The organism is Candidatus Thorarchaeota archaeon, assembly GCA_021498125.1.
Taxonomy (GTDB): Archaea; Asgardarchaeota; Thorarchaeia; order Thorarchaeales; family Thorarchaeaceae; genus B65-G9.
Genome location: JAIZWL010000001.1, coordinates 638,263 through 664,890, shown reverse-complemented (window position 1 = coordinate 664,890; position 26,628 = coordinate 638,263). Strand labels below are relative to the sequence as shown.

Below are 26,628 nucleotides of genomic sequence, written 5' to 3'. Positions count from 1 at the left end.
TCTTAGATGTTGCGACATGTCAGTTTTACAGGTAAAATCACGACATAATTTAAGAGCATCAAATGAATTGATAGGAATAACAGCTTCGAGGGTTGCTAACTCATCTGTGGACTTGACAGTCATAATAGATGGTCTGTCTACAGGCGTCAAATATTGTGGTGAAATTGTTATGGCGAGGATAAATGGGAAGCCCCCTGAACTGGTGCATTCCAAGTCCAACACCACATGCAACGAATTCAGATCGAAGAATAAATAATATACAATGGACGGCTGAAATATGAGTCATCGAGAGGGAACATCAGAGCAAGATGCATATGACATGGACCCAAAGGAGATTCTCACACAATATAGTGTTGAATGGGTGGCCCTGAGAAAATCATATGAAGAGCTAAAGACTAGACTACAAGAAGTCAAGGAGGAGCTTTCAGAACTGGACAGACAGCTTCAGGCAGGGGAGATCACCGAAACCGAACATCTTGCGCGGTATAAAGAGAAATGGCTCAAGTCCACAGAATTGGTTCAAGTGAAACGGGAAGTCGAATCGCGCCTCTATGAGATTCAGAAACAAATTCGTGCAGCCAATCGTCAATTACGCCTTCAGGAAGAGGAACTGGCCAGACGCGAGAGAATCGAACAGGAAAAGTCCAATGCCATGATCGAATGGATGTCCTTACGTCAGGGATTCGACCTCATCTCTCAGCGACGAAAAGAGATCAATCAACAGATGGATGAACTGGAGAAGAAACGCCGAGCAGGAACCATAACTGATGAAGAATACAGGAGAGAACGTGTAGAACAGATAGGGCAACTTGCAGAACTCCGAACAGTCGAGAGCGATGTGAAACGACGCCTCGGAGAACTACTTGAGATTATCCGTAGTTAGATTCAACACGGAGAGAATCAAAGAGAAAAGAAGAGAAGGGAGAACCCAGAGGGCTCTCCTAACTTGTTTTAAAAATATTACATCAGGTGACCCTGAGCAATCATTGACTCTGCGACCTTCAGGAAGCCAGCAATGTTTGCACCAAGGACGTAGTCGTGCTTCTTGCCGAAGTCTTCTGCTGTCTTGTAGGCAGTTGCGTGGATGTTGACCATGATCTCGTGGAGCTTCTGATCAACCTGCTCGCGAGTCCAGAAGTGACGCTGCGAGTTCTGAGCCATCTCAAGACCGGATACTGCGACACCACCAGCGTTGGATGCCTTACCGGGTGAGAAGAGGATACCGGCGTTCTTAAAGATATCAATTGCCTCTGGTGTGCATGGCATGTTAGCACCCTCACCAACGGCGATGACACCGTTGTCTACGAGAGCCTGTGCTTCCTTGCCATCAAGCTCGTTCTGAGTTGCGCTTGGCAGAGCAATCTGTGCACCGACGGTCCATGGGTTACTCTCAGGGTTGTACTCTACATTGAAGTGCTCAGCATACTCCTTGATTCGGCCTCTGCGAACGTTCTTCAATTCCATGACCCATGCGAGTTTCTTCTCGTCAATACCATCAGGATCATAGATAGAGCCATTAGAGTCGCTCAGTGTAACGACCTTTGCACCAAGTTGGATACACTTCTGGGCTGCAAACTGTGCCACATTACCAGAACCGGAAATGGCAACCGTCTTACCCTTCAGTGCCTCACCCTTTGTCTTGAGCATCTCTTCAACAAAGTAGACAAGACCATAACCTGTGGCCTCTGGCCTGATGAGGGAACCGCCCCAGCCCCGGCCCTTACCTGTAAGGACACCAGTACCGTGAACGTTCTTGATCTTCCTGTAGGCACCATAGAGATAACCGATCTCGCGGCCACCAACACCAATGTCACCGGCAGGTACGTCGGTGAACTGGCCGATGTGCCTGTTCAACTCAAGCATAAAGCTAGTACAGAATGTTTCAACCTCTGCATCAGTCTTACCATGAGGATCAAAATCAGAACCACCTTTACCACCGCCCATTGGAAGGCCAGTGAGGCTGTTCTTGAAGATTTGCTCAAAACCGAGGAACTTCAAGATGCCGAGATTGACGGTCCTGTGGAATCGAAGACCACCCTTGTATGGGCCAATCGCGGAATTGAACTGCACTCGGAAACCTCGATTTACTTGAATCTTGCCATCTCTGTCCTTCCAGGGCACGCGGAACATGATCACGCGCTCGGGCTCAACAATTCGCTCAAGAATTGAGTACTCCTGAAACTTGGGGTACTTCTTGATGGCAGGCTCCAAGGACTCGAGGACCTCGCGGACTGCCTGATGGAATTCCTTTTGGATAGGATCCTTGGCTACGACCGCGTCGTAGACACTCTCAATGTACTTGTCCATGGGTAACAACTTCCGTCGTGTTGTTCGCACGACCGCGGGATTGTTGGACACAGATAAATGAATCGGATTAGGCCCCCATAATAAAGTAAATTTGGAACACGTGTTCTAACATAAAAAGAGGCTTTAGGGAGGAAACCCAATAGGAATTTGGTCGAACTCTATGCCAACATTCGAACAAGAATGGATCTCGCCAATCTTAGAGGTCTACAAAAAGCGAAAGCTAACAGATCGCTACACAGTCATTCTGGGTTTAAATCCGATAGGACAAGGGCTTTGCAGGGAGTTCTACAATAAGGGACACTACGAGACTGTGTTGGTATTCAATTCACCGTCATTCTCAACATGGAATCGCTACCCGACTGGAGAAAAACCCCCTGTAATTCCGGTTCAGGGAATGGTCGATGATAATCTGATATTGATCTTTGGGGATGTGTTTGTCAAAGATTATGAGTGGGTCACGGACATGCTGTTTTATTTGAGAGGTAATGTTCCAACACGGTTCGTTATTGCATTCTCACTATACGATGATACCACATGTGGTCAAGTTCTAACAGATAAAGGAGAACGTCTTTTGAAGAGAATGAACATTCCACGAGGACGACCGGATTTCTATGATGGTCTTACTGCGCCGTTGCTCAGTCTTGGTAATGTTGTAGATATAGATCCAGTAGTCATACATCTTGAGAGCACACCGGGAGAGATAGTACTTCAAATAGATGACATTCCAGTGACACTAACAGATATCGAGAATGCAAGAGACTTGCTCACCAAGGGGCTATATTAATAAAAAACCGCGCTCATTCGATCTTCTCGCCAAGCTCTGATTGGCCGTAGCCAACACGATGGCGTTCTCTACGAGAGCTAGAACCCGCCACATGAGGGCCATCGCCTGACAGACGAGCATCACATTCAGGACAGAGAAGAGCATGCGTCTTTCGTAGAGCAACGATCTTTCCGCACGAGAGACAGGTCCACATCCCGGCCTGGTAGAGTTTAGTCTTGCGAACTACCACCTTGGCAAGGTCTCGGAGATCTTGAGGACAGTCCTCGGACACACCCTCAATACCAGTCACGGACCACTTACAGATAACCGACACGAGAGAGGTCGTCAGTTCAATGACGAGAGTCGTAGATTCATCAACATGATCAGGAGGGTCAGTATTGTTCCGACTTGCGGTCTCGCTGGTCTCCGTGAGAAACTCGAGAAAGGCAAAGAACGCAGGAGGAGGCAGCCGATTCTTACCTTTCGACTCGACCATTTGGGCGAGTACAGCAGAGATCATCAGCGTCTGGGAATAGTCCTCACGAAGAATCTTCTTGATAGTGGATGCGATTTTTGACGCATCCAATTTGTACTTGGAGGGATTAAGACCACACTCTTTAGCAATATGCTGCACTGAGCCTACAAGGCTCTTGCCAGCCTTCATATCCTTGTTGACCCGCTCGGCAATATCACTGTACTTGCAGCCAGCATCTTTGGCAATCCGTTGCACAAGCTCACGCGCAGTCAGACTCACGAATCACACATACCTTGGTGGCAAGAGTATGGAAACACTTCGGTCATATTAGATTGTCGTAATATACGTCACTAAACATAGCAATGCATTCATTACAAGACACCACAGATAAAATAGAACGGTTAAACGGAGAAGTGACCAGTAATGATGTTATCAGATAGCGGAATATTGACTGCAATAGAAAATAGTGAGATTGCAATCGATCCTTTTGATGAGACAGCACTGGGACCTTGCTCGATCGATCTCACGCTGGATTCAGTATTTCGAATATATCATGAAGGCAAAGCTGTTGATATTAAGTCTAAGACACAGGTAGACGATTCCACAGAACTCGTAGATACAGAGGGACAACCATTTACGATCCAGCCGCGCCAATTCGTTCTTGGTCAGACAAAAGAGACAATCATGGTCTCAGAGAACTATGCGGCACTACTTGAGGGGCGTTCAAGTATAGCACGCCTTGGGATCATTGTTCATGCGGCGGGTCTCGTGAATCCGGGAACCGGAATCAAGAAGAAGACCAAACTGACACTTGAGATCTTTTGTGAAAATGCAAGCCCAGTGCTCCTTTATCCCGGAATGAAGATCGTCCAGATAATGTTCGTACAATTGAGCAGTCCTGCAAGAAGGAAATATGACGCGCGACCGGGAAGTAAATACATCGGGCAAGAGGAACCGCGAATGACAGGTCTATGACAGAAGAACATACAAGAACAACACACCAAAAGCAACGGAAGATGATTTGACACACATAATTATAGAGAGGCTACGGCAGCGTTCTTCATTATTGCAAAGGCAAGCCTCATAAAGGGGTTTACGTCGGCGGGTCTCAGTGGTCATTACATGAAAGACTACGATATTGTCCTGGCCAGTGGAGCAGAGCATCTCCGCACGCGATTTGAGGAACTCGGGTATAGAGTCTTTACCTGCGATCTCAATTATGACAACAAGCGGGTATTCCCTAATGAAGACCTGTATGTGCGTATTGCGGATGTTGCCAAGCTCGCGGATAGACGCGTGGTTGTGATCCAGTCGTGTACGGGAGCAGGACCCGCAGAAGAGGAGCATCTCTCCACCTCAGATAGACTGACAGAACTATTGCTCATTCTAGATGTTCTGAACCGACCCGTTGAGGTTGAAGAGATCGGTCATAAGAAATACAAGGCAACACCTCTTGTTCCGCCCTCACGAGTAGAGGTCGTCCTCTCGTTCCAACCATTTGCTCTACAAGACAAGGCCTTCAAGACCGGGGAAGCGGTCTCAAGCCGCTGGGCCATGGACCTAATCGCCAAGTCGTGCAATAAGATCTGGGTCATCAACCCACATGCATCAGATACTATTCCGTGGATGGCCAACCTCATTAAGCGGGGTCTCATTGAGGTATTAGATATCACTCCGGATCTCATCAAGTTTGGAGCAGAGCAGTTTGGCTTTGACAACTACGTAGTCATCACTCCAGATGAGGGTGGCCAAGAACGTTTCAGTGTTGAAGGGTTCGGAAAGAGTAGATCTGATTCGTTCTCGGTGGAACTGACGGGAAGCCTTGAAGTCGAGAATAAGCAGGTCATCATCGTTGACGATCTTACAAAGAGCGGTGGAACATTGCTCAAGGCTGCTGAACGGCTCAAGTCGCAGGGAGCAGAAGATGTTGGTTTCGCTGTGGCCCATGTTCTCCCGATTAGAGAGAAGGGTGAGTCACTTCTGGAACGGCTTGTTGAAAAGAGTGGGGAGAAGATAGTCACATCAAATACTATCAGGACTCACACTTTTTGCGAACAGAGACCTCATCTGACATACAACATAGTAGATACACTTGTGCGTGTCTTGTGAGAATCCTTCATTCTATGAGAAGAGCTTCTCGGCCTTCGAAGTTGCGATCCATGTCTTGGTAGTGAAACGCTCCACTAGACCTTTCTTCTCGAGCTCGTTTAGCGTATGCACGACTGTATTTTGATCGCACTCAACATGACGCCCCTGCAATATGCGGGTGATGGCTGCTGGGCGGTGACTGTCCTTAAGAATCACCGAGAGAAGACTACGCTCTAGGTCCGTAATTTCATCGCTCATATCTCATCACTTATCGGGCGTGGGCCTGACTTCAGTTTTAAGGCTATCTCTTCGGCATCATTTTAGCGGTGCGTGTAGAAACTCTTTTTACTCCCTGAACTTGAAGCGCGGTGGAGTCACAACCAACATGGGCGAAAATCGAGAATACCACATTGGAATTGCACCGGGCGAGATGCCGAAACTTGTACTTTTACCGGGAGACCCGGATCGTGCGAGAAAGATCGCAGAGACCTTTTTTGACGAGCCTCAGGAAGTCGCAAGACAACGTGAGTATTGGAGTTTTAGAGGAACGTACAAGGGCGTTCCTGTCGGTGTGTGCTCCACAGGGATAGGCTGCCCATCCGCAGCGATCGCAATTGAAGAGCTGGTCCGAGTGGGATGCACGACCTTTGTGCGTGTGGGAACAGCAGGTGCCATTGATAATACATTGCGGGCGGGAGACCTTGCGATCTTCACAGGGTCTGTAAGAGAAGATGGGACCTCAGTCCAGTATGTTCCGGTGGAATTTCCCGCATTAGCAGATTCGGATCTCACCATTGAGCTAAAGAGGGCGGCTGAAAAGAGAGGCGTCCGTCATAGAGTGGGAATAGGACACAGTAAAGATGCATTCTACAGTGAACACCCGGATCTTGTAGCAGACCCCGAAAAGACCCGTCGCAAGTGGGCAGTCCTGAGAAAGGCTGGAGTGATTGCTACAGAGATGGAGTCGGCTGCACTCTTTGTGATTGGATATCTACGGAATGTCAGAGTGGGCACGGTCTGCATGATAATCGGTGAACCAGTTGAAAAAGAGGCAAAGATAGAGAGCAAGCCCCCCATCGATGATCTTATCCTTGTCGCACTCGATGCACTCGTGAACTTTGAACAGAAAAACACTCGTGAACTTTGAACAGAAAAAATAAGGTTCGGGGGATTAGATTCCCTCAAACCACATCTTCTTCTGGACTTGAGCATTCAGGTTTTCTGCTGCTGCAAGACCCATACCAGTGATCTGCGCGATCTGCTCAGGACTTGTGGAAACAAGATCGGTTGTAGTCGCAATGCCCGCATTAATCAGAGAGTCAATCATGGCCGGAGCAACTCCCAACTCGGTCAGAAGCGATTTCAGTTCTTCCACAGAATCGCCACTTATGGCAGCAGGTGCTCCTGTTGCTGCTGGAGCTGCACCCTCTTCACCTTCGGTTGGAGCAGAACCCGATGGGAGAAAGCCACCCAGAGAGAAGGAGATGGACATAGTTCCAGAAGCAAAGGCACTGACAAATGAGGGTCTCAAAACGTAGAGCCCAAGAACAATAAAAATGATCATTGAGGGGATAATAACTATCGGGCCAATGTTAGTTCCCTGAATAGCGCCGCCATAGCCAAATGTGGGGAGTCCATTCTCAATACCATTTATGAGAACATCCACCCAGTAATCACCAGAGATATCTGTCGCAAAGATGAACCAGAACGGCGTAAAGAACAAGAGTCCTCCGAATTCGAAAGCAATGATCTCCCTAAATTCCGTTCGAAATTGGATATAACTGATTATGAGCGGCAGTACAATCAATATGATTGAGACGGCAAACCAGATGAGGTACATATTCCAAATGGTCTGCAAGATCGTTGGGTCGGTAATACCGAAGCCAGCCAACTTGATGAATGCACTTCCTACAAAGATGATTCCGGGGAGCAAAGCACCAAATATGATTCCGTAAGCATATCGCAAGGTATGCCACACCTCTGGGTCCTTCCATGAGATAAGGGGAATTCCATCTTAAAGGTCTTGTTACTGAGTGATGGCAAAACACCACGCTTATCAAGAAGAGCTGATTTGGAACAGTGTGATGCAGGCCATGAAGCCATTCTTTGTGATAGGGACCCGCCCTGAGATCATCAAGACAGCACCAGTCATTCAAGAGTTCGAGGATAAACAGGGAATCCGATGTTTCTTACTTCATACCGGACAGCATTATTCAGATAAGATGAGCCGGGCATTCTTTGAGGATCTCGCGCTCCGAGCTCCTGATGTCAATCTGAATATCGGTTCAGGTTCACATTCGCAGCAGACTGCAAAGGCACTCGTCGGTATAGAGGAGGCATTATTGCGAGAACAGCCTGATGTAGTGCTCGTTCAGGGTGATACAAATGCGGTTCTCTCAGCCGCATTGGCAGCCTCAAAACTACAGATTCCTATAGCGCATATCGAGGCCGGTCTCAGAAGCTATGATCGAAGAATGCCTGAGGAGTTCAACAGGAGACTCACGGATCATGCCTCAGACTTCTTGTTCGCCCCAACAGAACGGTCTGCTGAAATTCTGAGGAAGGAGAATGTTTGGGGCAAAATCTTCGTGACTGGTAACACGGTCATTGACACCTTGGAGCGAAGATTACCTGCGGCCATGAACGCGCCCATACCGGATATCGCAAAAGAACTTGACAACTTTGCAGTACTCACGATGCACAGAGCTGAAAATGTTGATGAGAAAAAGATCCTCTCGGGGATGATTAGAGGTCTTGGTGAGATTGAGACCGACATTGTTTTTCCAGCACACCCACGAACTGTCAATCGGATCAAACAATTTGATCTCATGAAAGAACTGGACCAGTGTGAGAACATTCATCTGGTAGATCCTGTTGGCTACCTCAGCTTCCTACGACTCCTAAAGATGTCCTCCTTTGTAATCACAGATTCGGGAGGCATTCAAGAAGAAGTCACCGCACCATCCATCAATAAACGTGTCTTTGTACTTCGCACGTCCACCGAACGCCCAGAGGCCGTTGAATCTGGCCATGCAACAGTGGTCGGGGTCAATCCTAACGAATTTCCCGAGATAATAAAACGCGAGATCGAAAAAGGACTTGACAGGAAGAGACCTTGCCCGTATGGAGAGGGCGTCGCGTCGGAGCAAATTGTCAAGATTTTGCTAGACAACCTGCTATAAAATGGCATCCCAGACCGCCAAAAACTGCGCCAAATGTGTAATTTCGGAGGACATTCCGACAATCCTTATAAGCAAGAGCCATAGAATCTAAATAGCGTTCCTTTAAAACAAAGGGGTATTAAAATGAGCTTTGTTGTTAAAAGTAAGATACAGGAATTCGCGAAGAAAAACAATCTGATGGTAGGGTCAGACTTCTATGGTGCTATGGATCAGGAGATTGAAAAGCTCCTGAAGGCAGCAATGAAACGCTGCACAGAGAACAAGAGGAAGACCCTCAAAGCATACGATTTGTAGTGCACTTTAGATGGAACAGGAAGTGTGATCAGCACTTCCCGTTTCATATTTCTCGTTTTTTTTTACAGTATCGTCATTCTTATCTGGATAGGATAATTTGAAAATCTATCCCTAATTATGTGAGGACTTCATGAATGCACAAAGTCTGCCTTACGAACGATGATGGACCACAGAGCGAAGGACTACTAGCACTCGCTGAAACATTGAGCGAAGTTGTCGAATTGACAGTGATAGTTCCAGATGGCCAGAGAAGTGCCACTGGTAAAGCTCTGACATTGAACAGACCACTTCGGGCAACCGAGATCAAAAGTGATAGATATAGACTCATCACACATGATGGGACCCCTGCCGATTCAGTAGTACTTGCAGACTGGTTTGCCAAGGACACTCAGCTGTTCATTTCTGGAATCAATGCGGGAGCCAATGTAGGGTATCAGAGTATGCTGACCAGTGGTACTGTTGGCGCAGCAATGGAAGCGGCCTTGAAGGGCTTTCCGGCAATCGCGGTCTCTGTAGAAGCATCGCCCTCTGAATGGTTCAATCATCAGGGTAGTGAATGCGAATATGAGCAAATATGTGCGATAATCAGGGACATCACGCTTAAGGTTCTAGAACATGGAATGCCAAAGAATGTCGACGTTATTAATATTAATTTCCCCGGAGCCATAACCGCGACGACACAGATTGAGATCGCAAGCCCCACACGAGTGAGGATGCGAAATGAAATCGTGGAGCGAATCGATCCTCACGGACGGAAATACTATTGGTTGAAAGGAATTGAGGTGGAACCAGCACCTGGAACTGATGGTTATGCACTGCTCAAGAACAATAACATCGCAATCTCGCCAATTAGAATCTCGGGGGCCGACGAGGAGATCATCGACACGCTCAGGCAGTTTCTTGACCTATGACAATAGCCAATGCATCCCAAAGAGCATCAGTAGTGGGGCGAGAGAGGTCTCGTGGCCCAGCAGCAGTAACGATCTCTCTAATGCGGGAGTCTTTCACGATCTCACCTATGACCGATGCAGAGACGCCTACTTCATCGAGCGCACGAATAATATCATCAGCCGAATCACGATCACAGGTGATAAGCATACTACCGCTACTGATGAGATAGTACTTGTCGATATTAAGCAACTGACAGATTGCAAGTGTGGCAGGGTGCGTGGCAATCTCGTCTTCAAATATACGAAAGCCAACTCCACTGGCATCACATATCTCATGAAGCCCACCAGCCAGCCCACCCTCTGTAGGATCATGCATCGCCGTGACATGCCCGGTCTTGAAGGCGGTGACCCCCTCTTTGACAACATTGACCAGATCTCGAAGTGCATGAGCCTCCTCAAGAAGCGATTGGTCGATCTTGCCAGAGAAATAATCCGCACCCTCTGTTGCAATTATTGCCGTGCCCTCTATTGCAATCTTCTTGGTCATGATAATGGCATCCCCGGGCCTCGCACCGGAGGAGGTCACGTACTCTCCCTCCGAACAGGCACCAAGCATAAACCCGACAACGATTGGTCGATCAAGGCCAACGGTCACTTCAGTATGGCCTCCGGCAACAGTAATTCCGAGCCTTGAACAGGCCTCATGGATCTGCTGCATTATCGTGCCCACATCATCAGGCTGGGATCCCGGTGGCATCATAAGAGTGACAAAGAACCAGCGAGGCTGCACACCAAAGGTCGCAATATCATTTGCATTCACATTGACGGCGATCCAGCCAATGTCTTCAACAGATCCAGTGACCGGATCGGTCGAGGCAATAAGAATCCTATCGCCTATCCGAATCAGAGATGCATCTTGACCCAGCGCAGGACCAAGAAGCACATTTGGATCAGCATGTCCCAAAAAGGGAAACACGAGTCTGCTCAAGACATCGGGTGGAACTTTTCCGGGATGCATTGTATCTGCCTCAGATTGGTGCGCACAGATCCTGTGCCATGGTGTATGAAAAGTGATTTCATCGATATCCCATTGCGGGACTCTCCGCACTCACTATGTCACCAGGCGAATAGCGAATCCGTGCGCGTCCTGACAGCTCAGCCAATGTTAATAACCTAATCGAGATGGCACTCTCAACTCAAGTATGCCTCAGGATTTTCAAGAGCCTCGGGTCTCAACTTGCTCCTTCGTTGACAGGCTGCGAGAAACTCTCCGAGGACCGAGCTTGCCTTGAGAACCTCCTCTGGAAGATAAGACCGGCCATTTGCAATCTTTGCCACAAGAAAGGCACCAAAGGTTTCTCTAAAGGCAGGTACAGCCAGAATGGTCTCGATTTGATCATAATACCCTTCTTTCTTCATTCGCAGAGTGGTGGCCAAGTCAATTGCGTCATGATAGGGGAGCTTCAGTAGTCGCACCCATTGCTTCTGGTCCTGTCTGAAATTGACCGTCACCAGTCGGACCTTTTGGCTACGTGCCATCCGTGCAGCACGGATGAGATCTCGAACAGGAGTGTATTGTTGATGACCGGGCCCTGCAAACTGAGCAAGAGGGATATTCGCCGAGAAGTCAGAGAGCATCACGACCAGTGCCTCAACATTACGAGAACGCATCTGCTCACGCTTCAAGGTCTCAATGGCCTTCATCAGTCCATCCGCAAGCGGAGAGAGACCTGAGATACGAAGACGCGCCAGCGCACGATACAGCTTGTTCCAGTTGCTCGTTGGCGCTTGGACCTCAATAGCACCACTATCCTTGAACGCAATGATCCCAATCCGATCTCGTGAGCCACGGGTCTCCCGCTCGATACGTTCAACGACCTTCCGGACCTGTTTCATACTCCCCTTCATTGAAAGACTGACATCAATTACTAAGATGACCGTAAGAGGAGTCTTTGCAGTAAAGACCTTCTCTCGAAGATCAACAGGCAAGATCTTGATCCGGCCATCTTCACGTCTTCCTCCCGAGCGGGCAATAGCCGCCATGATGGTTGCAGGGACATGGATACTGGAGACCTTACCCAAAGGGACACGCGAACGTAATGGTCTACCCACAGTTGAAGACTCTGATGCCTTCAGGGAACCGGATCCCCGAGTAGCAACCCGTTTTCTGATCCAACCTCCTGAGGACACCCGAGATTTCAACATGGCACGAGCTCTAAGTGCATCCATATCAAAGAGCGGCATCCCACTCTCAATATCAGGGGTCTTCACAAAGAAATCACGTGCAATGTGAGGAGCATCACGAATATCCGACTTGGAGCCAGCAATCTTTGGAGGATTCTTCTCACTATAGGGGCGTGTGGCAGTACCCATCTCATCACCCTCCTCAGGCTCACCGCCACCGGGTTCAACAACATCGATCCCCGCAGCAGGACCGCCTTTTCGTTTCATCATATTTTGAAGCCAGATCCGGATGAGAGTACCTATGATGGGAATGTAGACAACGGTGTCAATGAGAATAATGGGGAGGGGTGGTACTACTCCAAAAACCCCACCAGCCAAGACATTGATCGGGCTATAGAGAAGCCAGAAGAAATAGGGGAAGATTGCAACCATCATTATGGCACATATAGTCCCCTTGATAGGATTCCCCTCAGGATTCCGAACTTTACCCGGAGCTTTTTTTTTCCTTCCTGCTTTCCCCATTCGGCATATTGTTTCTGACGACCAAATCGGCCACCACTGAATCTGCGTCCAGAGGTCCCATCATCGTCATCCTTGGACTTGGGAACCTCAGTGGGGGACTTGCGTCGATCTTTCTTTTTTGCCACCTCAATAGCACGAAGGATAGCCTCATCAATATCGTCAGGGTTTGGAGGCTCCAGAAGACCGCCACGACGGGTACGGTGACTCAGTGTAAGCTTTGCAGCAAGTCGCATGTCATCAACGGTCACCTCAGTGCGGTTCTCAAAGGCCGCATTAGTGATCGCAGTTTTGCTGATGATAATGTCGGGACGGACGCCATCGACCTCAAGTGCATCACAGGCCATTGCAATTGCACGCAGCCCAGACTCGGGTAAAACAACATCATTGAGAAGTTCCTTTGCATGAGCAATACGTTCACGGAGTTCTTCCTGCTGTTTCGCCCACGCCTCACGGAATGCATCAGGGTCCTGTTCAAACTCCAGATTGCGCCTCACAAGTTCCATGCGGTCGTCAATTGAGAGACCACCACCTACGGCAACATGAAGAGGGAATCGATCCAGTAATTGAGGTCGCAATTCGCCTTCTTCGGGATTCATGGTTCCAATAAGAATAAAATCGGAAGGGTGAGTGATCGAAATCCCCTCTCGTTCTATGACATTCATCTTTGTAGCAGCAGCATCTAGAAGGTCGTCGACCAAATGATCAGGTAGCAGATTCACCTCATCCACATAGAGGACATTTTGATTTGCCTCTGCAAGAATTCCCGGCTGGAGAGCACGAATCCCATCCTGCAGAACACGTTCGATGTCAAGTGCTCCAATAAGTCGATCTTCCGTAGTCGACAAGGGGAGATTGATCACGCGCATCTTTCGCTTAGTAACAGGAAGACTTCCGTCGCGTTGAAGACGCTCTTGACATTCGGGACAGAGCTTATCATGACTATGAGGATCACAACCGAATCTGCAACCCTCAACTACATCAACGTCGGGAAGCAGATCAGCAAATGCTCGAACTATCGTCGTCTTTCCAGTACCTTTTGGTCCTGAGATGAGCACACCACCAATACGTGGATTGATCCCATTCAGGATAAGAGCCAACTTCAGCTCCGTCAAATCGACCAGACCAGTAAATGGTAGAATTGGACGCGAATGGCCTTCCAAGCAAATCCCTACCTTGAGTAGTTGACCCAAATTTGGGTACAGCACTAATAAGTATCATTATTCACGTACGTGCAGTAGTGAGATGGCAACTACTCTGATCGTAACATGTTAGAGAAACGGCATACAAATAAGGGAGGGGGTCTATCGAGTGCTTGGGTTGCAAGCAGCAACGCTGAAATTAAGCAATCTTTGGACAAAATGAGGAAGGTGTGCATTAAAAGTACTGCGTGGCAAACATGTCGAAGATGGATGAAAAATGATTCATTCTAAGACAGAGACCACGCACGCCCACAATGTACAAGATTATCTTGTCCAAGGAGAGATAACTTACGAGGGATGATTGCCGATTGTTCTCTGCAATTACTAATTTGGAGTGCCCAAGATGTGGACGACAATATTCGGCAGATATGGAAGCTAGCATATGCGTGTGTGGATCTCCGTTACTGGCACAATACGATCTTAGTGGTGTTGAAGAGGCTGTACAGTTGGACTTGTTCCCCACGAAGATCAATTCCATGTGGCGTTACTCACTCTTACTTCCTGTCAAGTCACCATCCTATGTCTTTACATTGGGAGAGGGCTGGACACCACTACTGACCACCCCACATTTGGGTGCAAAGTTTGGACTCAGGACACTACGGATCAAAGAAGAGACGTTGAACCCCACAGGGTCTTTCAAAGATCGTGGACTCTGCGCCGCCGTGTCAAAACATGTAGAACTTGGTGGCAACAGTTTTGCGCTGCCTACTGCTGGAAATGCAGGAGTCTCTCTGAGCGCATACGCAGCACGTTCGGGAACAAAAGCATCCATCTTTATGCCTGAAGATACACCGGACGTATTTCGTCAAGACTGTTCATTCTATGGGGCTGAGACCATCTTGATCCAAGGGACCATATCAGACTGCCGTACTGAGATGATGAACAGAAAAGAAGAATGGACAGATCTGTCAACCACACGAGAACCATACCGTGTTGAGGGAAAAAAGACATTGGGTTTTGAGATCGCCGAACAACTAGAATGGGAAGCCCCGGATGTCATTGTCTGCCCTACTGGTGGTGGAACCGCGATCATTGGGATATGGAAAGCAATGAAAGAGCTCCAGACCATTGGTCTCATCGGCGAGAGACTGCCACGCCTTATTGCAGCCCAGAGCGAACACTGTGCACCTATTGTCAGAGCAGTCGAGAAAAAGATGACAACTGTTGAACCTTGGAACGAACCAAGAACTGAGGCACTCGGCCTGAGGGTACCACATCCTTTCGCTGGCGAGTTGATAATGAGGGCCATCAGAGAAACTGAGGGAGGTGCTGTGGCTGTTGCCGAGACTGATATTGCAGAGGCTCAGCGAATGGCTGCGACCATGGAAGGAATCAATCTTGGTCCAGAGCCAGCCGTCGGTCTGGCAGGCATTCGAAACCTCATCGAGACCGGAGAGATCGACCCTGACGAAGAGGTCGTATTACTGAACACAGGATCAAACGCACGATATCTCCAGAGATGAGTCCAGCAGAGTTCATTTTGGCACATAGAATTATTAGATGTCAGTACCTGTTCCTGCAAAACCATCAGTTACAACATAGTAGTCTGAGAGGGATGTTGCGTGCATTCTCAAGACCATGATCACCCACCTGAAAGTCGAGAATACAAATCACTCCGTGAATCAATCAATATGACCAAAAAAGAAACAGTCATGGTCGGTCTACTCCTGTGTAGTTACATATACTATCGTTTCATCAGTCACGATGCAACAGTGATGATTGTCTTAGGACTGGTAGCCGGCACGTGGCTGGCATTTAGACCTAGTGAGTGGGCGGTCGAGGGAATCGAGAGTGTTGCGGGCCATGCGGCTATGACCGCATACATGGCCGGGATGCTGTCAAGTCTTGCCAGCAATATGCCCGAGGCAGTAGTGAGCGGTTTCGCAGCATACAGTGGATACACACAAAACAACATGGACATGCTGGACATTTCTGTGCTTTCAGTTCTTGTCTCGGCAGGCTTCAATATGCTATTGCTCGGTATCACGATAATTATTGCGACAAAAGGCAAGGATGACATGACCGTCCCGGAAGAGGCGATCAAGAAAGACTCGGTACTCATCCGATGGACAATTGTTGCGCTCTTGAGTATGTTTGCCCTGGGGATGGTAGACTTTGTATCTCGAACCACTCCTGATCCACGGTTCCCTCCAATAGGAGCCTCTATGCTCTTTCTCTCATACATCATCTATGCATGGGCATTGAAGTCGGGAGAAGTGGCTGAGGATGCGCCTTTAGCAATCCCACACCATGCAAGACGGACAGCCATGATACTAACGCTCATTGGATTCATTGGGATTTTCTTTGCCGGAGAGATTCTCACCTCATCCGTAGAGCTCCTTCTTGAAGAACACCATGCCTTTGTGGGACAACTCGGAGACCCCGTCACAATTGCAGCATTTATCCTCGGTCTTGCAGGCGCACTTCCAGAACATGGTGTAGCAATAATGGCCGCATCACGGGGAAAGACCAATCTTGCCGTAGGAAATCTGATCGGCGGAGTTCTCCAGATCGTCCTTCTTGTGATGGGGGGCATCGGTATATTTGTGCCCATTCCACTGGACAGATACGTCATGTTTCAGATAGTGGCCATTGCAGGTAGCCTCTGGTTCCTCAAGAGAGCAATCACCGATGATCACAAACTCGACCTCTTTGAGGGGGCGATGATCGTACTCCTTCAGGCCTATGTCTTCATCTTACTCATTTGGGGTCCGATGATATGAGAAACGGGAGGATGGCTCGAAGGTCATGCTCCCTCACCACCACATCAGCAGCCTGAGCGACCTCTTCATCCTCTGGCATAAAGGCAATTGCGAACCCGACAACGGACATGACACTGATATCGTTACGGCCGTCACCCACAAATGCGGTCTCCTCAAGCCTCACTCCAAAGTGGTCAACTATTTGACGAATCGCCCGTTTCTTGTCGCCCCATCCGACATGGCTCTCCACGCTACCTGTCAGAACACCATTATGATGATCAAGCCGGTTTGTAAGAACATAGTCGATACCAAGTCGCTTGGCAATATCATTGGCCAAAAAATCAAGTCCACCTGAGAGAATTGCGGTCTCAAAACCAGCCTCCTTCAGCACTGTCACTGCTTCCTTTGCTCCAGTGACCAAATCGGTCTCTCGTACAACTCTCTCGACAGCCTCAACAGGTTGTCCCTTCCAAAGCCCCACATCCAAGTCCGCCCAAGTATCATAGTCGATCTCCCCAGCAAAGAACTTGTCGTAATATTCTCGGCCCTCCTTCGTTGTTCCGAACTCCTGATGGAGCCGCCACCAAATGCTACTATGCGTTGTCAGTGTACCATCTGCATCAAAGACTACCAAACGAATTGTCATAAAGAGACCTCAGCCAGTAAACATACCTATCTGTATCGTATGTAGGCCTCACTAGTTACTTCTCAGCCTCTTTTTTACGTTCTGCTCGCGCCTCTTGTTCTAGTTCGGCCAAGATTTGATCAATCTGTGCATCAGTATCAGAACCGCTACCCGCCTCAGCCGAAGAAGAACTGGTCTCCGTTGTGGATTTGGTCGTCGCCGGGACAGTATCGGCTGTCAGGCTGGCATCGACGGGAGGAAGGACGCCTTCTGTCTCCATAAGCATCTCAGCCTCAAGACTGGCAAGCTCTCGATCAGCAGCCTCCTCCACCTCAAGTGAAGATGACGCCCCGGTGAGATCTTCGGAGAGAATCTCGCCAGCAATAGAAACCTGATCCATGGCATCGGCAAGACCATCCATCTCGGTCTGGATAGCTTCTGGTCGCAACATAGCGGCTTGTTCTTTGAGAGCCTGCCGGGCAACTCGGATAGCTCGAAAGACTTCGGACTGGGTCGTGGCATCTGTGATGTTTGTAATTGCAGCCTGTAATGTCATCACTTGACGATGAAGCTTTGCTCTCCGCATCTGGAGATCCGCCGCAACTTGAAGGTGGGTCTTTGCAAGTGCCCGATCATTCTGCCGAATAGCGGCTTTGGCAGCCCGGCGATGTTCATCGATTTGAGAATCGTACTGCCGTATACTGAGTGAGAGGGAATTGATAACTCCTTTGAGTTCAAGGATACTTTGTTCGGTATTCACTTTTTTCTTGCCGCTTAGAAAGCCCATTGCATCCACCAGTATTGCCCATTCGTTTTATTCTGCACATCTGAGGCTTTTAAACAATTGCGAGACCTTTTGACAAAGGTTAAAGTCAGTCTCGAAATGTGTATTCCGGAGATAAAGATGGATCTACAGAAATTACTTCGGGACGCTGCAAGTGCTGCCAAGACCGTCGTCTTAGAAGGAATTGATAATGCTACAGAACTCACAGGCACCGAGAACCAATTTGGCGACAAGACCCTCCTATTAGACAAATTAGCAGAGGATGCAATCGTTGAGACCATCAGATCATCGTCAGTACCTATGAAGATCATGTCTGAAGAGCTAGGAATCTTAGAGGCGGATGGTCGCCCGGAGTACCTTGCCGTCATCGATCCAATTGATGGCTCTGCAAATCTCGAACGGGGAATTCCTCTCTGCTCGATCGGCATTGCGCTTGTTCCATTTGGAGATGCAATGACCATGGACGATATTGAATTGAGTATAGTAGACTCCATCTTTACAGACGAGACCTACCTTGCTGTCAAGGGGAGAGGTGTGACTAAAAATGGTAAGCGCGTGACCGTTAGAAAGCCTCGTCAGGCACGAGAGGCGATCATCTCGTATGACACAAAACGGCAGTGGGATAGAACATTCGCAGAGGCCACCACACGTACACTCTCAGCAGTCAGGGACATGAGGCGATCAGCCAGCAACCTCTTGGATCTCTGTTGGGTCGCTGGTGGCTCTCTTGATGCAATGATCGACATGAGAGGTAGACTTCCAATTGTTCATGTCATGGGCACCCACATAGTTCAAGAGGCAGGAGGTTATGTCATGGGGCCCGACGGCCAACGATTGAACCTCCCGATTGACACACGATACAGAATGAGCTTTATCGCAGGTTCTTCAAAACAGCTCGCACACGAACTTCTTTCTTATTTTAATGGTGACAGGACGTAGGTCTATAATCTAATTATAGACCAAGACGGTATTAAGAGTTAGTCATATCTAACAGATTAAATAGCAAAAGTGCTCGATTTTACGTGTGAGGAATTAACAATGGCGAAGAAAGTCGTCAAAATGCCAAAAATCGAAAAGGCAAAGACAACAGATAAGGCCTCCACTGGTACAAGGCCAGTATTCGTACCACCAGAGATCAAGAAAGCAATGCAAGATGTCAAGCACAAGATAGTTGTGCTGTCAGGCAAGGGTGGTGTTGGAAAGACAACGGTTGCGACAAATCTTGCAATGTCTTTCGCCAAGAAAGATCTAGCCGTGGGGATCCTTGATGTTGATATCTATGGGCCAAATGTCCCCAAACTCCTCGGACTGGAAGGGGAGCATCCTGAGGCGGGAGAGAATTTCATCTATCCGGTAGAAGGCCCTCTCGGTTCCAAAGTCATGAGCATGGGGTTTCTGCTTCGCAAGTCGGATGATGCTGTTGCATGGCGAGGACCACTTGTTGCAAAGGCAGTCACTCAGTTTCTCGGAGATGTGCGATGGGGTGCTCTTGATGTCTTAGTCGTAGATCTACCGCCTGGAACTGGTGATGAGATACTAAGCATCCTTCAGTCCATTCCTGATGCTGATGGAGTCATTATTGTGTCTACACCTCAAGAGGTTGCAGCACTTGACGCAAGACGGGCAATTCAACTGACCCAGAAAATGGGAGTTGGAGTATTAGGAATTGTTGAGAACATGGCTGAGTTCGTTTGCCCGAAGTGTGGGGAGACCTACCGTATCTTTGGTGAGGGCGCTGCAAAAATTGCCGCCAAAGAATATGGCATCGATCTTCTCGGTTCACTCCCACTCGACCCACAAGTCGTTGCACTCAGTGACATGGGAACACCCTTTGTTGTGGCCGAACCGGACTCACGAGTCGCAAAAGCATTTGAAGAAATTGCTGAAAAGATCAGCAAGAAAATTGGAATTGAATAATTCCCCAATGACCGGGGAATATTTTTCCCGGTCGCTCTCTTTCTCTTTACGCTACCATCAATGCCCAACAGTGCTGTTCATACCTCAATAGGTGTAGACAATTAAAGATGTATTATAAAAAAAGAGGCAGGTAGGCACATGTTGAACATGGCCGTACTGCGATGGTACCATTAATCAGATGTGTCAGTTGAGGACTCCTCAACTACGTCGTCATCGGAGGGTTCTGCTGGTACCTCTTCATCAAGGGCATCTTCAACCGGAGTCTCAGACTCAGCAGGCTCAGGCTCACTGACCTTTTTGGGGCGTGTCTTCTTTACCTCGATCCTATGGCTCATGCCCATGACATATGCGTAACCGATGATCAGACTTACTATCGCAATCAGTGCGGTCACTCCAACCGCACCGAAAAGACCAAACCAAGTGACAGGATTAACCGCAAGATTTGCAATGGTTGTCCCGAATGCAACTTCCTGGAACCACATTGGAATCACGAAAATAAGCGGCAGACTAATTATGACTAGCAGAATGATAGATGCAATGATCTCGGCCATGTGAATTAGAACACGCTTAATGGTGCTATCCACGGCTTGCTTTGCTGACGACAATTTGAGTCACCTTCGACCTCTGACAGCCTTGGCGCACCTTTAAAGATTGCTAAAAAAGAGTCCGCGGGGACCTAGAATGAGAAATGTCAGATGAGAGAGAGGTTGTAGAGTAGCGGTTGGGAGTGGTCCCCGACTATTTCGTAATAGGTTATATTAGCATATAAGCGTATTGGTGGTATTGCCTCGAAACAATAATAGAATGCGCGTAGTGTCGGAGAAGTAGTATACGACCATTTTCAATGAGACATGTAATGTGTCACGATCTGTCCACCATAGTTGCATTCCATGAATGTGTTTTCATTCATTGTGATCCAGGGAATCAAAAAAGAACTCAATTACGTCAGATCATAAAGAAACAAGAGGAGGATACCGGGGCCTAGAGAACGCAGGAAGGAGGAGGAGAGAATAATGGGAACAAGAGAAATGGCCCCGGTTAGTTGTGTATGCATTGTATTATACCCATATAATAAAATCTACGATTGATGTATTTTTGCGAAGTTCGCAAGAACTACGGTAATTTTTGGCGATAATCGCAACCCTTATTAAGAAGTAGCTTCCTAATATTCCTTGAATGTGTCGAGGAGGCGCAAGAACTCGTTGTAAAACGAGAACCCCTCCCACAATCCTGATCGCATTTGAAGTGCACACATCCTCTCCTAAGAGAGTTCCTCTCCTCCTCTCAAGCAACCAAAGCGAACCTTTCTCTTTTTTGCGCCTCCTCACACACTCATGTATTTTTTCGAATCAAATTTGTCAGCCAGAAAAAGTAGCAGGTGAAGACTGCAGACTATAAGCATTACACAAAAACAAAGTCACTCGTTCATGAGTGATCGTATAGGTGTCTCAAGCGCAATAAGATACAGAGGGGTCAGACCAGAAGTAAACACTTCTACAAAGAAGGGATCGTCAGAGGCACCGACATTGGTCCAGCCAGTACTATCTTTTCTAAAATATTTATACTCGACTTCGCCATAGCGTATCTCGATAATAGAACCAACATCGATCTTACTCAGGTTCGATATTTCCAAATGGTCATTATTATTTTGGGGAGTAGAAAGCATGACACGGAACAACTCATTTCCAGTAGGAATCAATAATGCAACATGTGGTCGTTTGACAGGATCCCATGACTGAGGCAATGGAAGAGAGCTGCAGGAGTACGCACCCGGAGCGGCTTTAAGAACCATAAAGGATCCCTCATCCAGTTTCATTTTTCATCAGCTCTATGACCCAATGAATTCAATAAGAGACTATTTGATAGCTGCACAAATCAATTATGAGAACAATATGTTGACAAGGAACAAATAAACCCATATAATAGAACGTTGTACGCATAAAAACGCCCCAAAAGAGGGAATCGAGGCCGTATAATAGCAGTCATCAAATTTTTGCCGTTGCATATAGCTCGAATAAAATGAGTTTACTTAACAAAAGGACATTCTTAATCAAAGAGAACGATGATTTTAGATCAACTGTCGGATGACGGGTAGAATGTCACGCAAATTATCAAACACCCGATCTGCACCAGCCTCCTGAAGCGTTTCCTTTGGGGTCTCTCCGGTGGCCACTGCCCAAAAGGGGATACCAGCCCTACGTGCAGCGGCCGCATCAATCTGCGCGTCACCAATATAGACCGCCTCATCAACAGACACCCCGAGACGCTTGAGAACGTGCAATATCCCATCAGGATATGGTTTAGGGTTCGGAGATTCGTTTCTTGTCTGAATGAGATCAAAATAGTCTTGAAGAGGAAGATGGCTCAGGATGATATCGACTGCCTGTCGCCCATTATTGGTGAGAATAGCAGTCTTGATACCAAGCTTCCTAATCTCCGTCACAACATCAAGCGTACCAGAGATCAGACGAGCGTCCCATGCCGCATCCCCCTCATGACGGGAGAGAAGAGCATCGACCTCATGCTCCATACGTTCCCATTCGGCATCGGTCACACCATGAGTAAAAAAATACTCTCGCGCCTTAACTCGTGTGCTAGAGATCCCATCGGCTGGTTCAATAAGACTAGAGGGCATTCCATGATCAATATAGTACTTCTTGGTGTCAGACCGCATTGCATCAAGAGGCAATGTGAGAACGGTAATTGTTCCATCAAGGTCAAAGAGTGCGGCCCGAAGCATCAAGAGCACCTGCTCTCTGAGGAAGTGAAGAGGGTTCTTAATCATTACTCTTTGGCGGCTCGTCACAAAGAGACGCTACAAAACTCAGAATACCATCAAGTGCCTCACCAAGAGACCTATGATAAAAATGTCCTTCACCAGCCAAGAGAATCTTCTGAACTCTTGTGTTCTCCAACATCATACCAAGACGATGTAGATCACTTGATGGCACGACCAAATCATTTGAACCATGAATCAACAATGTCGGACAGATGATTGATGATAGATGTTCAACAAAAGAAACCACCTCGGCCGCGATATCATAGGAAGCACTTAGAGTGATCAAGAACCCGACATCACGAATTGCAGCAATGTGCAAGGCTACAGAACCACCAAACGAGTATCCAACTACTCCGACCTTGTCCACATGCACTTTGTCGCGTAGAACATCAAGAGCTGCCAATGCGTCATCAATCGCACCCGCCGCTCCTACATAAGAGGTACCAGGTTCTGCGGCTCGAAAATTGAAACGCATCGTGATTAGACCAACATCCAAGAGAGTGCGTTCTACTTCCGAAGTGACAAGATCGTCCATCGTTCCACCATAGAGGGGATGTGGATGCAGAACGAGGACTGCACAGGAAGCAGGCCTGTTAGGAAATGAGATAATACCATGAAGGCGCTGAGGACCCACGGATACTACGATCTTATCCCCATGTTCATTCATTTCCTCGAACCACAAGAGCCTTTGTACAGGTGTGTTCCATGTCGGCTGGCCTCACGACCTCAGTATCAACGGTGGGCGCAATGCCTTTGGCCAAGGCACTGACATAAGGAAGACACACGGAATCACAATACAATTTCCCGTGCTTTACAAATGATTCATGCTGAGGACAGTAGGGATGATCGGTCTCAACGCGAGTTGGTGACAGACGGCGCACTCTCATCGTCGCACCCATCACATTTCCGATGACGATCCATGCATCAGTAGCATCATCAATAGTATCACCAAGTCCAAGTCGCGCCTTTAGAGCCATTGCATCCTCCTCGCCCAATCGACGAAAGATATCCGCGACAACAGAGAGGCCTTCTTCACCATATCTCTCTTCGAGGACCTCGGCCATTGTTGTCATTAGGCTATAGAGATTGTCGCTCACTTCTTTGAGCTTGTTTCGGCATGGAATTAATCCATGAGTTGCAGCCATTCGTGTAAGACCCAAGAGAATACCTCCGGTAATAACAAGAACATGAAGCTACCTTACTGATTAGATTTTCGGAAAATAGTTTCAGACAAGACCAACCAGAGAGATTCATAAGTGGAATAAGAGGCTTCCCGGTAAACAAGCATTCAGAGGGATGTACTTGACTGAGGAAAATGTAATTCATGCCCGTGACATGTCCGAGATGGTCGGGATCTTTCCGGATCTTCTTACCACAATTCAACTCGATCCTCATATAAGACAACGGGCTGCCAGCCTTCACACCAAAGGAATCTCTGGCATCTGCCTGATCGGAATGGGCGGGAGTTCAATCACGGGAGAGATAAGTAAGGGCTTGCTAGCAACAAAGGCATCAGTCACCATAATCACTTCTCGTGACTATCACTTACCAGCAGCCGTCAATAAAGGATGGGTCGTGATAGCAGTAAGCTATTCGGGAAACACTGAGGAAACCCTATCCGCTCTCAAAGAGGCACGACATAGAGAATGCATAATATTTGGCATCACGACAGGAGGCGAATTGGAGCGACTTCTCAAAACGGATGAGCTTCAAAAGATTCCCGCAGGTCTCCAACCAAGAGCCGCCCTTCCATTAATGTTTTCAGTGATCTATCCCTTGCTAACAGAGCTGGTAGACCCACATGAACTCGACATGCCCACACTCTCAAGGGAACTAAGCGCACTCAGAGAGCAATGGTCCAAAGACCCAGTCAATTCGCCGCATAGAATCGCTCGGCTGATCATGAACACGATCCCATTATTTATTGGTGGGCAACACCTTGCGGCTATCGCATATCGTGCAAAATGTCAGATAAATGAGAATGCCAAAGCACCAGCAATGTCAGTGGAACTTCCTGAAATGGACCATAATGAGATAGAGGCGTGCGGAGAATATGCCTCAATGGGGATCAGACCTATCTTTCTCAGAAGTGGATTTGAGGATGAGAGAATAAAAAAGAGAGTTGAGGCCACCCGTGCCGTCTTTCAGGAGGCAGGAGTTGAGCCATTGGAGATTCCACCTATGGGAAGTTCACGGGTGATGGAAGCTCTTGCAACGGCCCTATTTGTAGACGAGATCTCTCTGGAATATGCCAACTTACGTGAGGTCGATTCTGTAGGAGTTTTGAGAATAAAGAAACTCAAGGAGATCTTGAGTAGAGAGTAATACTATCTCTCTACTCGAATACAGCACCTTCCTGAGCAAATAGCATAATACGGTGAGAATCAACAGTTGATTTGAAGACATGATAAGAGATTATCAAACGGATACTGAAGATCCATTGACCACTCTCTGAGGCATTAAAGAATATCGCCTTATCTAGATTGTCATTGATCTCGGAAGATAGGATAAATGATTCATTATATCCGGGATGAAGAGCCCTTTTCTCGGAGGGTACATTCAGTCGGAACGCAGAATAGGTAATTGACTCATTGTTGAGAAAGACCGTCGCCAGCAAGAACGAGAGGGTAGCATCGCCATTGAGAGTCATAGGAGCCTCAAATCGAAAATCGAGTGTGAGCCGAGGATTGAGACTGTGATTTGTAGGATCAAAATTAGATATTCTAACGCTCTCGAGATTGACATCCAAGTATGTGACCATAACGTAGCTTCCACCATAATAGGAAGCACTTGTGTATAGACTGATCCCACTGATAACGCTCACAATAATCATTGAAACAATTATGATATTTTGGGTCTTTGCATCACTAATCATTCTTCCTCACAAGTGGAGCAATCATTGATTCCAATATCTCCCTTCCGTTTAGCGCACTTTAGATAAATTGTAATGAAAACAACATATAGACCAAGAGTGGGAATAGAGAGAGCATCGCTGGTAAAGGAATTGCAGGTAAAGGCTTGTCTTCGCGTACAAGAACAAAGGCATTAACGCCGATACCGATTGTAGCAAGCATCACTGCCATTGCCCACACAAAGGACGGAAAAAAGATCATTGTGTGCGAGGCGATGAGGGAGTATACCACATAATCACCTGCACCCACAGCATTTCCCTTGATCTGGACCCGTGCATAATCGAATGGGTCCGAACCTATCTGATCCCGCATGACCTCCCTATGAACAGAAGGATGATATCGCGTGAGAAAATAGTCCTCAATTATCACGGTGACAATGATGACAAAGATATTTGATGTGACAAGAGTAATTCCAAGAAATGCACCAAATACGCTACCATAGAATGCCACAAACAGATTCCGGATCGTGGGGGGGATAATATCAATGATGATCAGAGCGATTGCCAACATCGAGACCGCAAGTGAGAGCAGAAGAACAATACCAGCAAAGGCATTAGTGGTCCCTTTGAACAGAACAAGAAGAAAGGTCTCACTAATGAAGATGGAGATGAAACCTAAGAGCGGGGAGACAACAAAGGCAACAACCATGCGCCGAGCACCTCTACGCTTGATCATCCAAAACAATGAGGCAACAACTACGGAGCCTAAAAGAATTGAGACGATGGCCTGTACCATTAGCTCAGGTATGGAGTATGTACGTGCCTGTGAGATAATAGTCCCAATTACATCAGAACCAAGAACGGTGACTGCGATAAGAGATCCCGCAATTATCGGTATCACAGCGAGGATGAACAATACAAGACGACCCAAGCTAGTAGCCATCTATTAGCACCAATCAACTTAGCCTGTTGTACGTTAAAGACTAAGACATTAACGCAAAACAAGAACGGCAACTTTGTGATACGAGAAAAGTTGGAAAAAAGAAAGGGGGGAGGGGACAAGAGT

At 47.6% G+C, this 26,628-nt stretch carries 29 protein-coding genes; 13 read left to right on the top strand and 16 right to left on the bottom strand.

Annotation, left to right across the window (positions count from 1 at the left end):
• Positions 1–277: 277 nt before the first annotated feature.
• Positions 278–883, top strand: coding sequence for a hypothetical protein (locus K9W43_03435; protein MCF2136270.1), 606 nt, complete (start codon positions 278–280; stop codon positions 881–883).
• 77 nt (positions 884–960) lie between these two features.
• On the opposite strand, the gene gdhA is transcribed toward K9W43_03435, so the two are convergent.
• Positions 961–2,307 (bottom strand): NADP-specific glutamate dehydrogenase, encoded by a 1,347-nt coding sequence (gene gdhA, locus K9W43_03430; protein ID MCF2136269.1) that lies wholly within the window; start codon positions 2,305–2,307, stop codon positions 961–963.
• 160 nt (positions 2,308–2,467) lie between these two features.
• On the opposite strand from gdhA, the gene K9W43_03425 reads away from it, so the two are divergent.
• Positions 2,468–3,091, top strand: coding sequence for a hypothetical protein (locus K9W43_03425; GenBank protein ID MCF2136268.1), 624 nt, complete (start codon positions 2,468–2,470; stop codon positions 3,089–3,091).
• Between the two features lie 13 nt (positions 3,092–3,104).
• Here the strand turns inward: K9W43_03425 and K9W43_03420 are convergent, their stop codons facing one another.
• Entirely contained in the window at positions 3,105–3,824 is a 720-nt protein-coding gene (locus K9W43_03420; GenBank protein MCF2136267.1) for a hypothetical protein, read from the bottom strand.
• 144 nt (positions 3,825–3,968) lie between these two features.
• On the opposite strand from K9W43_03420, the gene dcd reads away from it, so the two are divergent.
• Both dcd and K9W43_03410 read left to right on the top strand, forming a co-directional pair.
• On the top strand, positions 3,969–4,520 hold the full coding sequence (gene dcd, locus K9W43_03415; protein MCF2136266.1) for a dCTP deaminase: 552 nt from the start codon (positions 3,969–3,971) through the stop codon (positions 4,518–4,520).
• A gap of 147 nt (positions 4,521–4,667) precedes the next feature.
• Entirely contained in the window at positions 4,668–5,654 is a 987-nt protein-coding gene (locus K9W43_03410) for a hypothetical protein (protein MCF2136265.1), read from the top strand.
• A gap of 12 nt (positions 5,655–5,666) precedes the next feature.
• Here the strand turns inward: K9W43_03410 and K9W43_03405 are convergent, their stop codons facing one another.
• Entirely contained in the window at positions 5,667–5,891 is a 225-nt protein-coding gene (locus K9W43_03405; protein MCF2136264.1) for a hypothetical protein, read from the bottom strand.
• Between the two features lie 127 nt (positions 5,892–6,018).
• On the opposite strand from K9W43_03405, the gene K9W43_03400 reads away from it, so the two are divergent.
• The gene (locus K9W43_03400) at positions 6,019–6,780 is read left to right on the top strand and encodes a nucleoside phosphorylase (GenBank protein ID MCF2136263.1); all 762 of its coding nucleotides are present in this window, start codon (positions 6,019–6,021) and stop codon (positions 6,778–6,780) included.
• Between the two features lie 24 nt (positions 6,781–6,804).
• Here K9W43_03400 and K9W43_03395 read toward each other — a convergent pair whose 3' ends face one another.
• A complete protein-coding gene (locus K9W43_03395; protein ID MCF2136262.1) occupies positions 6,805–7,599 on the bottom strand; it encodes a helix-hairpin-helix domain-containing protein in 795 nt (264 codons plus the stop codon).
• 127 nt (positions 7,600–7,726) lie between these two features.
• On the opposite strand from K9W43_03395, the gene wecB reads away from it, so the two are divergent.
• The 3 genes from wecB to surE all read left to right on the top strand — a co-directional run bounded on the left by wecB (position 7,727) and on the right by surE (position 10,020).
• The gene (gene wecB / locus K9W43_03390) at positions 7,727–8,815 is read left to right on the top strand and encodes a UDP-N-acetylglucosamine 2-epimerase (non-hydrolyzing) (protein MCF2136261.1); all 1,089 of its coding nucleotides are present in this window, start codon (positions 7,727–7,729) and stop codon (positions 8,813–8,815) included.
• 123 nt (positions 8,816–8,938) lie between these two features.
• Positions 8,939–9,109, top strand: coding sequence for a DUF1931 domain-containing protein (locus K9W43_03385; GenBank protein ID MCF2136260.1), 171 nt, complete (start codon positions 8,939–8,941; stop codon positions 9,107–9,109).
• A gap of 134 nt (positions 9,110–9,243) precedes the next feature.
• Positions 9,244–10,020: a 5'/3'-nucleotidase SurE gene (gene surE, locus K9W43_03380; GenBank protein MCF2136259.1), complete on the top strand. Its 777-nt coding sequence runs from the start codon at positions 9,244–9,246 to the stop codon at positions 10,018–10,020.
• Here surE and K9W43_03375 read toward each other — a convergent pair.
• From K9W43_03375 to K9W43_03365, 3 genes are all read right to left on the bottom strand, one after another.
• Positions 9,998–11,017 carry an AIR synthase family protein gene (locus K9W43_03375; protein ID MCF2136258.1) on the bottom strand — a complete coding sequence of 340 codons (1,020 nt, stop codon included), beginning with the start codon at positions 11,015–11,017 and terminating at the stop codon, positions 9,998–10,000. The two genes, surE and K9W43_03375, sit on opposite strands and share 23 nt — an antisense overlap.
• A 173-nt stretch (positions 11,018–11,190) precedes the next feature.
• Complete coding sequence (locus tag K9W43_03370) at positions 11,191–12,618, bottom strand: VWA domain-containing protein (GenBank protein MCF2136257.1); 1,428 nt, start codon at positions 12,616–12,618, stop codon at positions 11,191–11,193.
• On the bottom strand, positions 12,618–13,817 hold the full coding sequence (locus K9W43_03365) for an AAA family ATPase (GenBank protein ID MCF2136256.1): 1,200 nt from the start codon (positions 13,815–13,817) through the stop codon (positions 12,618–12,620). Before K9W43_03365 ends, K9W43_03370 begins: the two co-directional genes overlap by 1 nt.
• A gap of 395 nt (positions 13,818–14,212) precedes the next feature.
• Between K9W43_03365 and K9W43_03360 the strand changes: the two genes are divergently transcribed.
• The gene (locus K9W43_03360) at positions 14,213–15,367 is read left to right on the top strand and encodes a threonine synthase (protein ID MCF2136255.1); all 1,155 of its coding nucleotides are present in this window, start codon (positions 14,213–14,215) and stop codon (positions 15,365–15,367) included.
• 168 nt (positions 15,368–15,535) lie between these two features.
• On the top strand, positions 15,536–16,627 hold the full coding sequence (locus K9W43_03355) for a hypothetical protein (protein ID MCF2136254.1): 1,092 nt from the start codon (positions 15,536–15,538) through the stop codon (positions 16,625–16,627).
• Here K9W43_03355 and K9W43_03350 read toward each other — a convergent pair.
• Both K9W43_03350 and K9W43_03345 read right to left on the bottom strand, forming a co-directional pair.
• Positions 16,605–17,252 (bottom strand): HAD family phosphatase, encoded by a 648-nt coding sequence (locus K9W43_03350; protein ID MCF2136253.1) that lies wholly within the window; start codon positions 17,250–17,252, stop codon positions 16,605–16,607. The genes K9W43_03355 and K9W43_03350 overlap by 23 nt on opposite strands.
• Before the next feature lie 55 nt (positions 17,253–17,307).
• Entirely contained in the window at positions 17,308–18,018 is a 711-nt protein-coding gene (locus K9W43_03345) for an SNF7 family protein (protein MCF2136252.1), read from the bottom strand.
• A gap of 69 nt (positions 18,019–18,087) precedes the next feature.
• Between K9W43_03345 and K9W43_03340 the strand changes: the two genes are divergently transcribed.
• Together K9W43_03340 and K9W43_03335 are read left to right on the top strand one after the other, a co-directional pair.
• Positions 18,088–18,954, top strand: a complete 867-nt coding sequence (locus K9W43_03340) for a hypothetical protein (GenBank protein MCF2136251.1) — start codon at positions 18,088–18,090, stop codon at positions 18,952–18,954.
• Between the two features lie 99 nt (positions 18,955–19,053).
• A complete protein-coding gene (locus K9W43_03335) occupies positions 19,054–19,932 on the top strand; it encodes an Mrp/NBP35 family ATP-binding protein (protein MCF2136250.1) in 879 nt (292 codons plus the stop codon).
• Positions 19,933–20,102: 170 nt separating this feature from the next.
• Here the strand turns inward: K9W43_03335 and K9W43_03330 are convergent, their stop codons facing one another.
• The 5 genes from K9W43_03330 to K9W43_03310 form a co-directional block, all read right to left on the bottom strand.
• Positions 20,103–20,537 (bottom strand): hypothetical protein, encoded by a 435-nt coding sequence (locus K9W43_03330; protein MCF2136249.1) that lies wholly within the window; start codon positions 20,535–20,537, stop codon positions 20,103–20,105.
• A gap of 812 nt (positions 20,538–21,349) precedes the next feature.
• Positions 21,350–21,748 (bottom strand): hypothetical protein, encoded by a 399-nt coding sequence (locus K9W43_03325; GenBank protein ID MCF2136248.1) that lies wholly within the window; start codon positions 21,746–21,748, stop codon positions 21,350–21,352.
• A 252-nt stretch (positions 21,749–22,000) separates the two neighbouring features.
• Positions 22,001–22,672 carry an HAD family hydrolase gene (locus K9W43_03320; protein ID MCF2136247.1) on the bottom strand — a complete coding sequence of 224 codons (672 nt, stop codon included), beginning with the start codon at positions 22,670–22,672 and terminating at the stop codon, positions 22,001–22,003.
• 37 nt (positions 22,673–22,709) lie between these two features.
• Entirely contained in the window at positions 22,710–23,378 is a 669-nt protein-coding gene (locus K9W43_03315) for a dienelactone hydrolase family protein (GenBank protein ID MCF2136246.1), read from the bottom strand.
• Positions 23,371–23,871: an L-2-amino-thiazoline-4-carboxylic acid hydrolase gene (locus K9W43_03310; protein MCF2136245.1), complete on the bottom strand. Its 501-nt coding sequence runs from the start codon at positions 23,869–23,871 to the stop codon at positions 23,371–23,373. Before K9W43_03310 ends, K9W43_03315 begins: the two co-directional genes overlap by 8 nt.
• A 142-nt stretch (positions 23,872–24,013) precedes the next feature.
• On the opposite strand from K9W43_03310, the gene K9W43_03305 reads away from it, so the two are divergent.
• Positions 24,014–25,036, top strand: a complete 1,023-nt coding sequence (locus tag K9W43_03305; GenBank protein MCF2136244.1) for a bifunctional phosphoglucose/phosphomannose isomerase — start codon at positions 24,014–24,016, stop codon at positions 25,034–25,036.
• Between the two features lie 10 nt (positions 25,037–25,046).
• Here K9W43_03305 and K9W43_03300 read toward each other — a convergent pair whose 3' ends face one another.
• Both K9W43_03300 and K9W43_03295 read right to left on the bottom strand, forming a co-directional pair.
• Positions 25,047–25,586: a hypothetical protein gene (locus K9W43_03300; GenBank protein ID MCF2136243.1), complete on the bottom strand. Its 540-nt coding sequence runs from the start codon at positions 25,584–25,586 to the stop codon at positions 25,047–25,049.
• 58 nt (positions 25,587–25,644) lie between these two features.
• Complete coding sequence (locus tag K9W43_03295) at positions 25,645–26,505, bottom strand: hypothetical protein (GenBank protein ID MCF2136242.1); 861 nt, start codon at positions 26,503–26,505, stop codon at positions 25,645–25,647.
• Positions 26,506–26,628 lie beyond the last annotated feature (123 nt).

Coding starts and splice junctions, on each gene's coding strand:
- K9W43_03435 (MCF2136270.1), top strand. CDS start 278: ATGAGTCATCGAGAGGGAACATCAGAGCAAGATGCATATGACATGGAC.
- gdhA (MCF2136269.1), bottom strand. CDS start 2,307: ATGGACAAGTACATTGAGAGTGTCTACGACGCGGTCGTAGCCAAGGAT.
- K9W43_03425 (MCF2136268.1), top strand. CDS start 2,468: ATGCCAACATTCGAACAAGAATGGATCTCGCCAATCTTAGAGGTCTAC.
- dcd (MCF2136266.1), top strand. CDS start 3,969: ATGATGTTATCAGATAGCGGAATATTGACTGCAATAGAAAATAGTGAG.
- K9W43_03410 (MCF2136265.1), top strand. CDS start 4,668: ATGAAAGACTACGATATTGTCCTGGCCAGTGGAGCAGAGCATCTCCGC.
- K9W43_03405 (MCF2136264.1), bottom strand. CDS start 5,891: ATGAGCGATGAAATTACGGACCTAGAGCGTAGTCTTCTCTCGGTGATT.
- K9W43_03400 (MCF2136263.1), top strand. CDS start 6,019: ATGGGCGAAAATCGAGAATACCACATTGGAATTGCACCGGGCGAGATG.
- wecB (MCF2136261.1), top strand. CDS start 7,727: ATGAAGCCATTCTTTGTGATAGGGACCCGCCCTGAGATCATCAAGACA.
- K9W43_03385 (MCF2136260.1), top strand. CDS start 8,939: ATGAGCTTTGTTGTTAAAAGTAAGATACAGGAATTCGCGAAGAAAAAC.
- surE (MCF2136259.1), top strand. CDS start 9,244: ATGCACAAAGTCTGCCTTACGAACGATGATGGACCACAGAGCGAAGGA.
- K9W43_03375 (MCF2136258.1), bottom strand. CDS start 11,017: ATGCATCCCGGAAAAGTTCCACCCGATGTCTTGAGCAGACTCGTGTTT.
- K9W43_03370 (MCF2136257.1), bottom strand. CDS start 12,618: ATGATGGTTGCAATCTTCCCCTATTTCTTCTGGCTTCTCTATAGCCCG.
- K9W43_03355 (MCF2136254.1), top strand. CDS start 15,536: ATGACCAAAAAAGAAACAGTCATGGTCGGTCTACTCCTGTGTAGTTAC.
- K9W43_03350 (MCF2136253.1), bottom strand. CDS start 17,252: ATGACAATTCGTTTGGTAGTCTTTGATGCAGATGGTACACTGACAACG.
- K9W43_03345 (MCF2136252.1), bottom strand. CDS start 18,018: ATGGGCTTTCTAAGCGGCAAGAAAAAAGTGAATACCGAACAAAGTATC.
- K9W43_03335 (MCF2136250.1), top strand. CDS start 19,054: ATGGCGAAGAAAGTCGTCAAAATGCCAAAAATCGAAAAGGCAAAGACA.
- K9W43_03325 (MCF2136248.1), bottom strand. CDS start 21,748: ATGAAACTGGATGAGGGATCCTTTATGGTTCTTAAAGCCGCTCCGGGT.
- K9W43_03320 (MCF2136247.1), bottom strand. CDS start 22,672: ATGCTTCGGGCCGCACTCTTTGACCTTGATGGAACAATTACCGTTCTC.
- K9W43_03315 (MCF2136246.1), bottom strand. CDS start 23,378: ATGAATGAACATGGGGATAAGATCGTAGTATCCGTGGGTCCTCAGCGC.
- K9W43_03300 (MCF2136243.1), bottom strand. CDS start 25,586: ATGATTAGTGATGCAAAGACCCAAAATATCATAATTGTTTCAATGATT.
- K9W43_03295 (MCF2136242.1), bottom strand. CDS start 26,505: ATGGCTACTAGCTTGGGTCGTCTTGTATTGTTCATCCTCGCTGTGATA.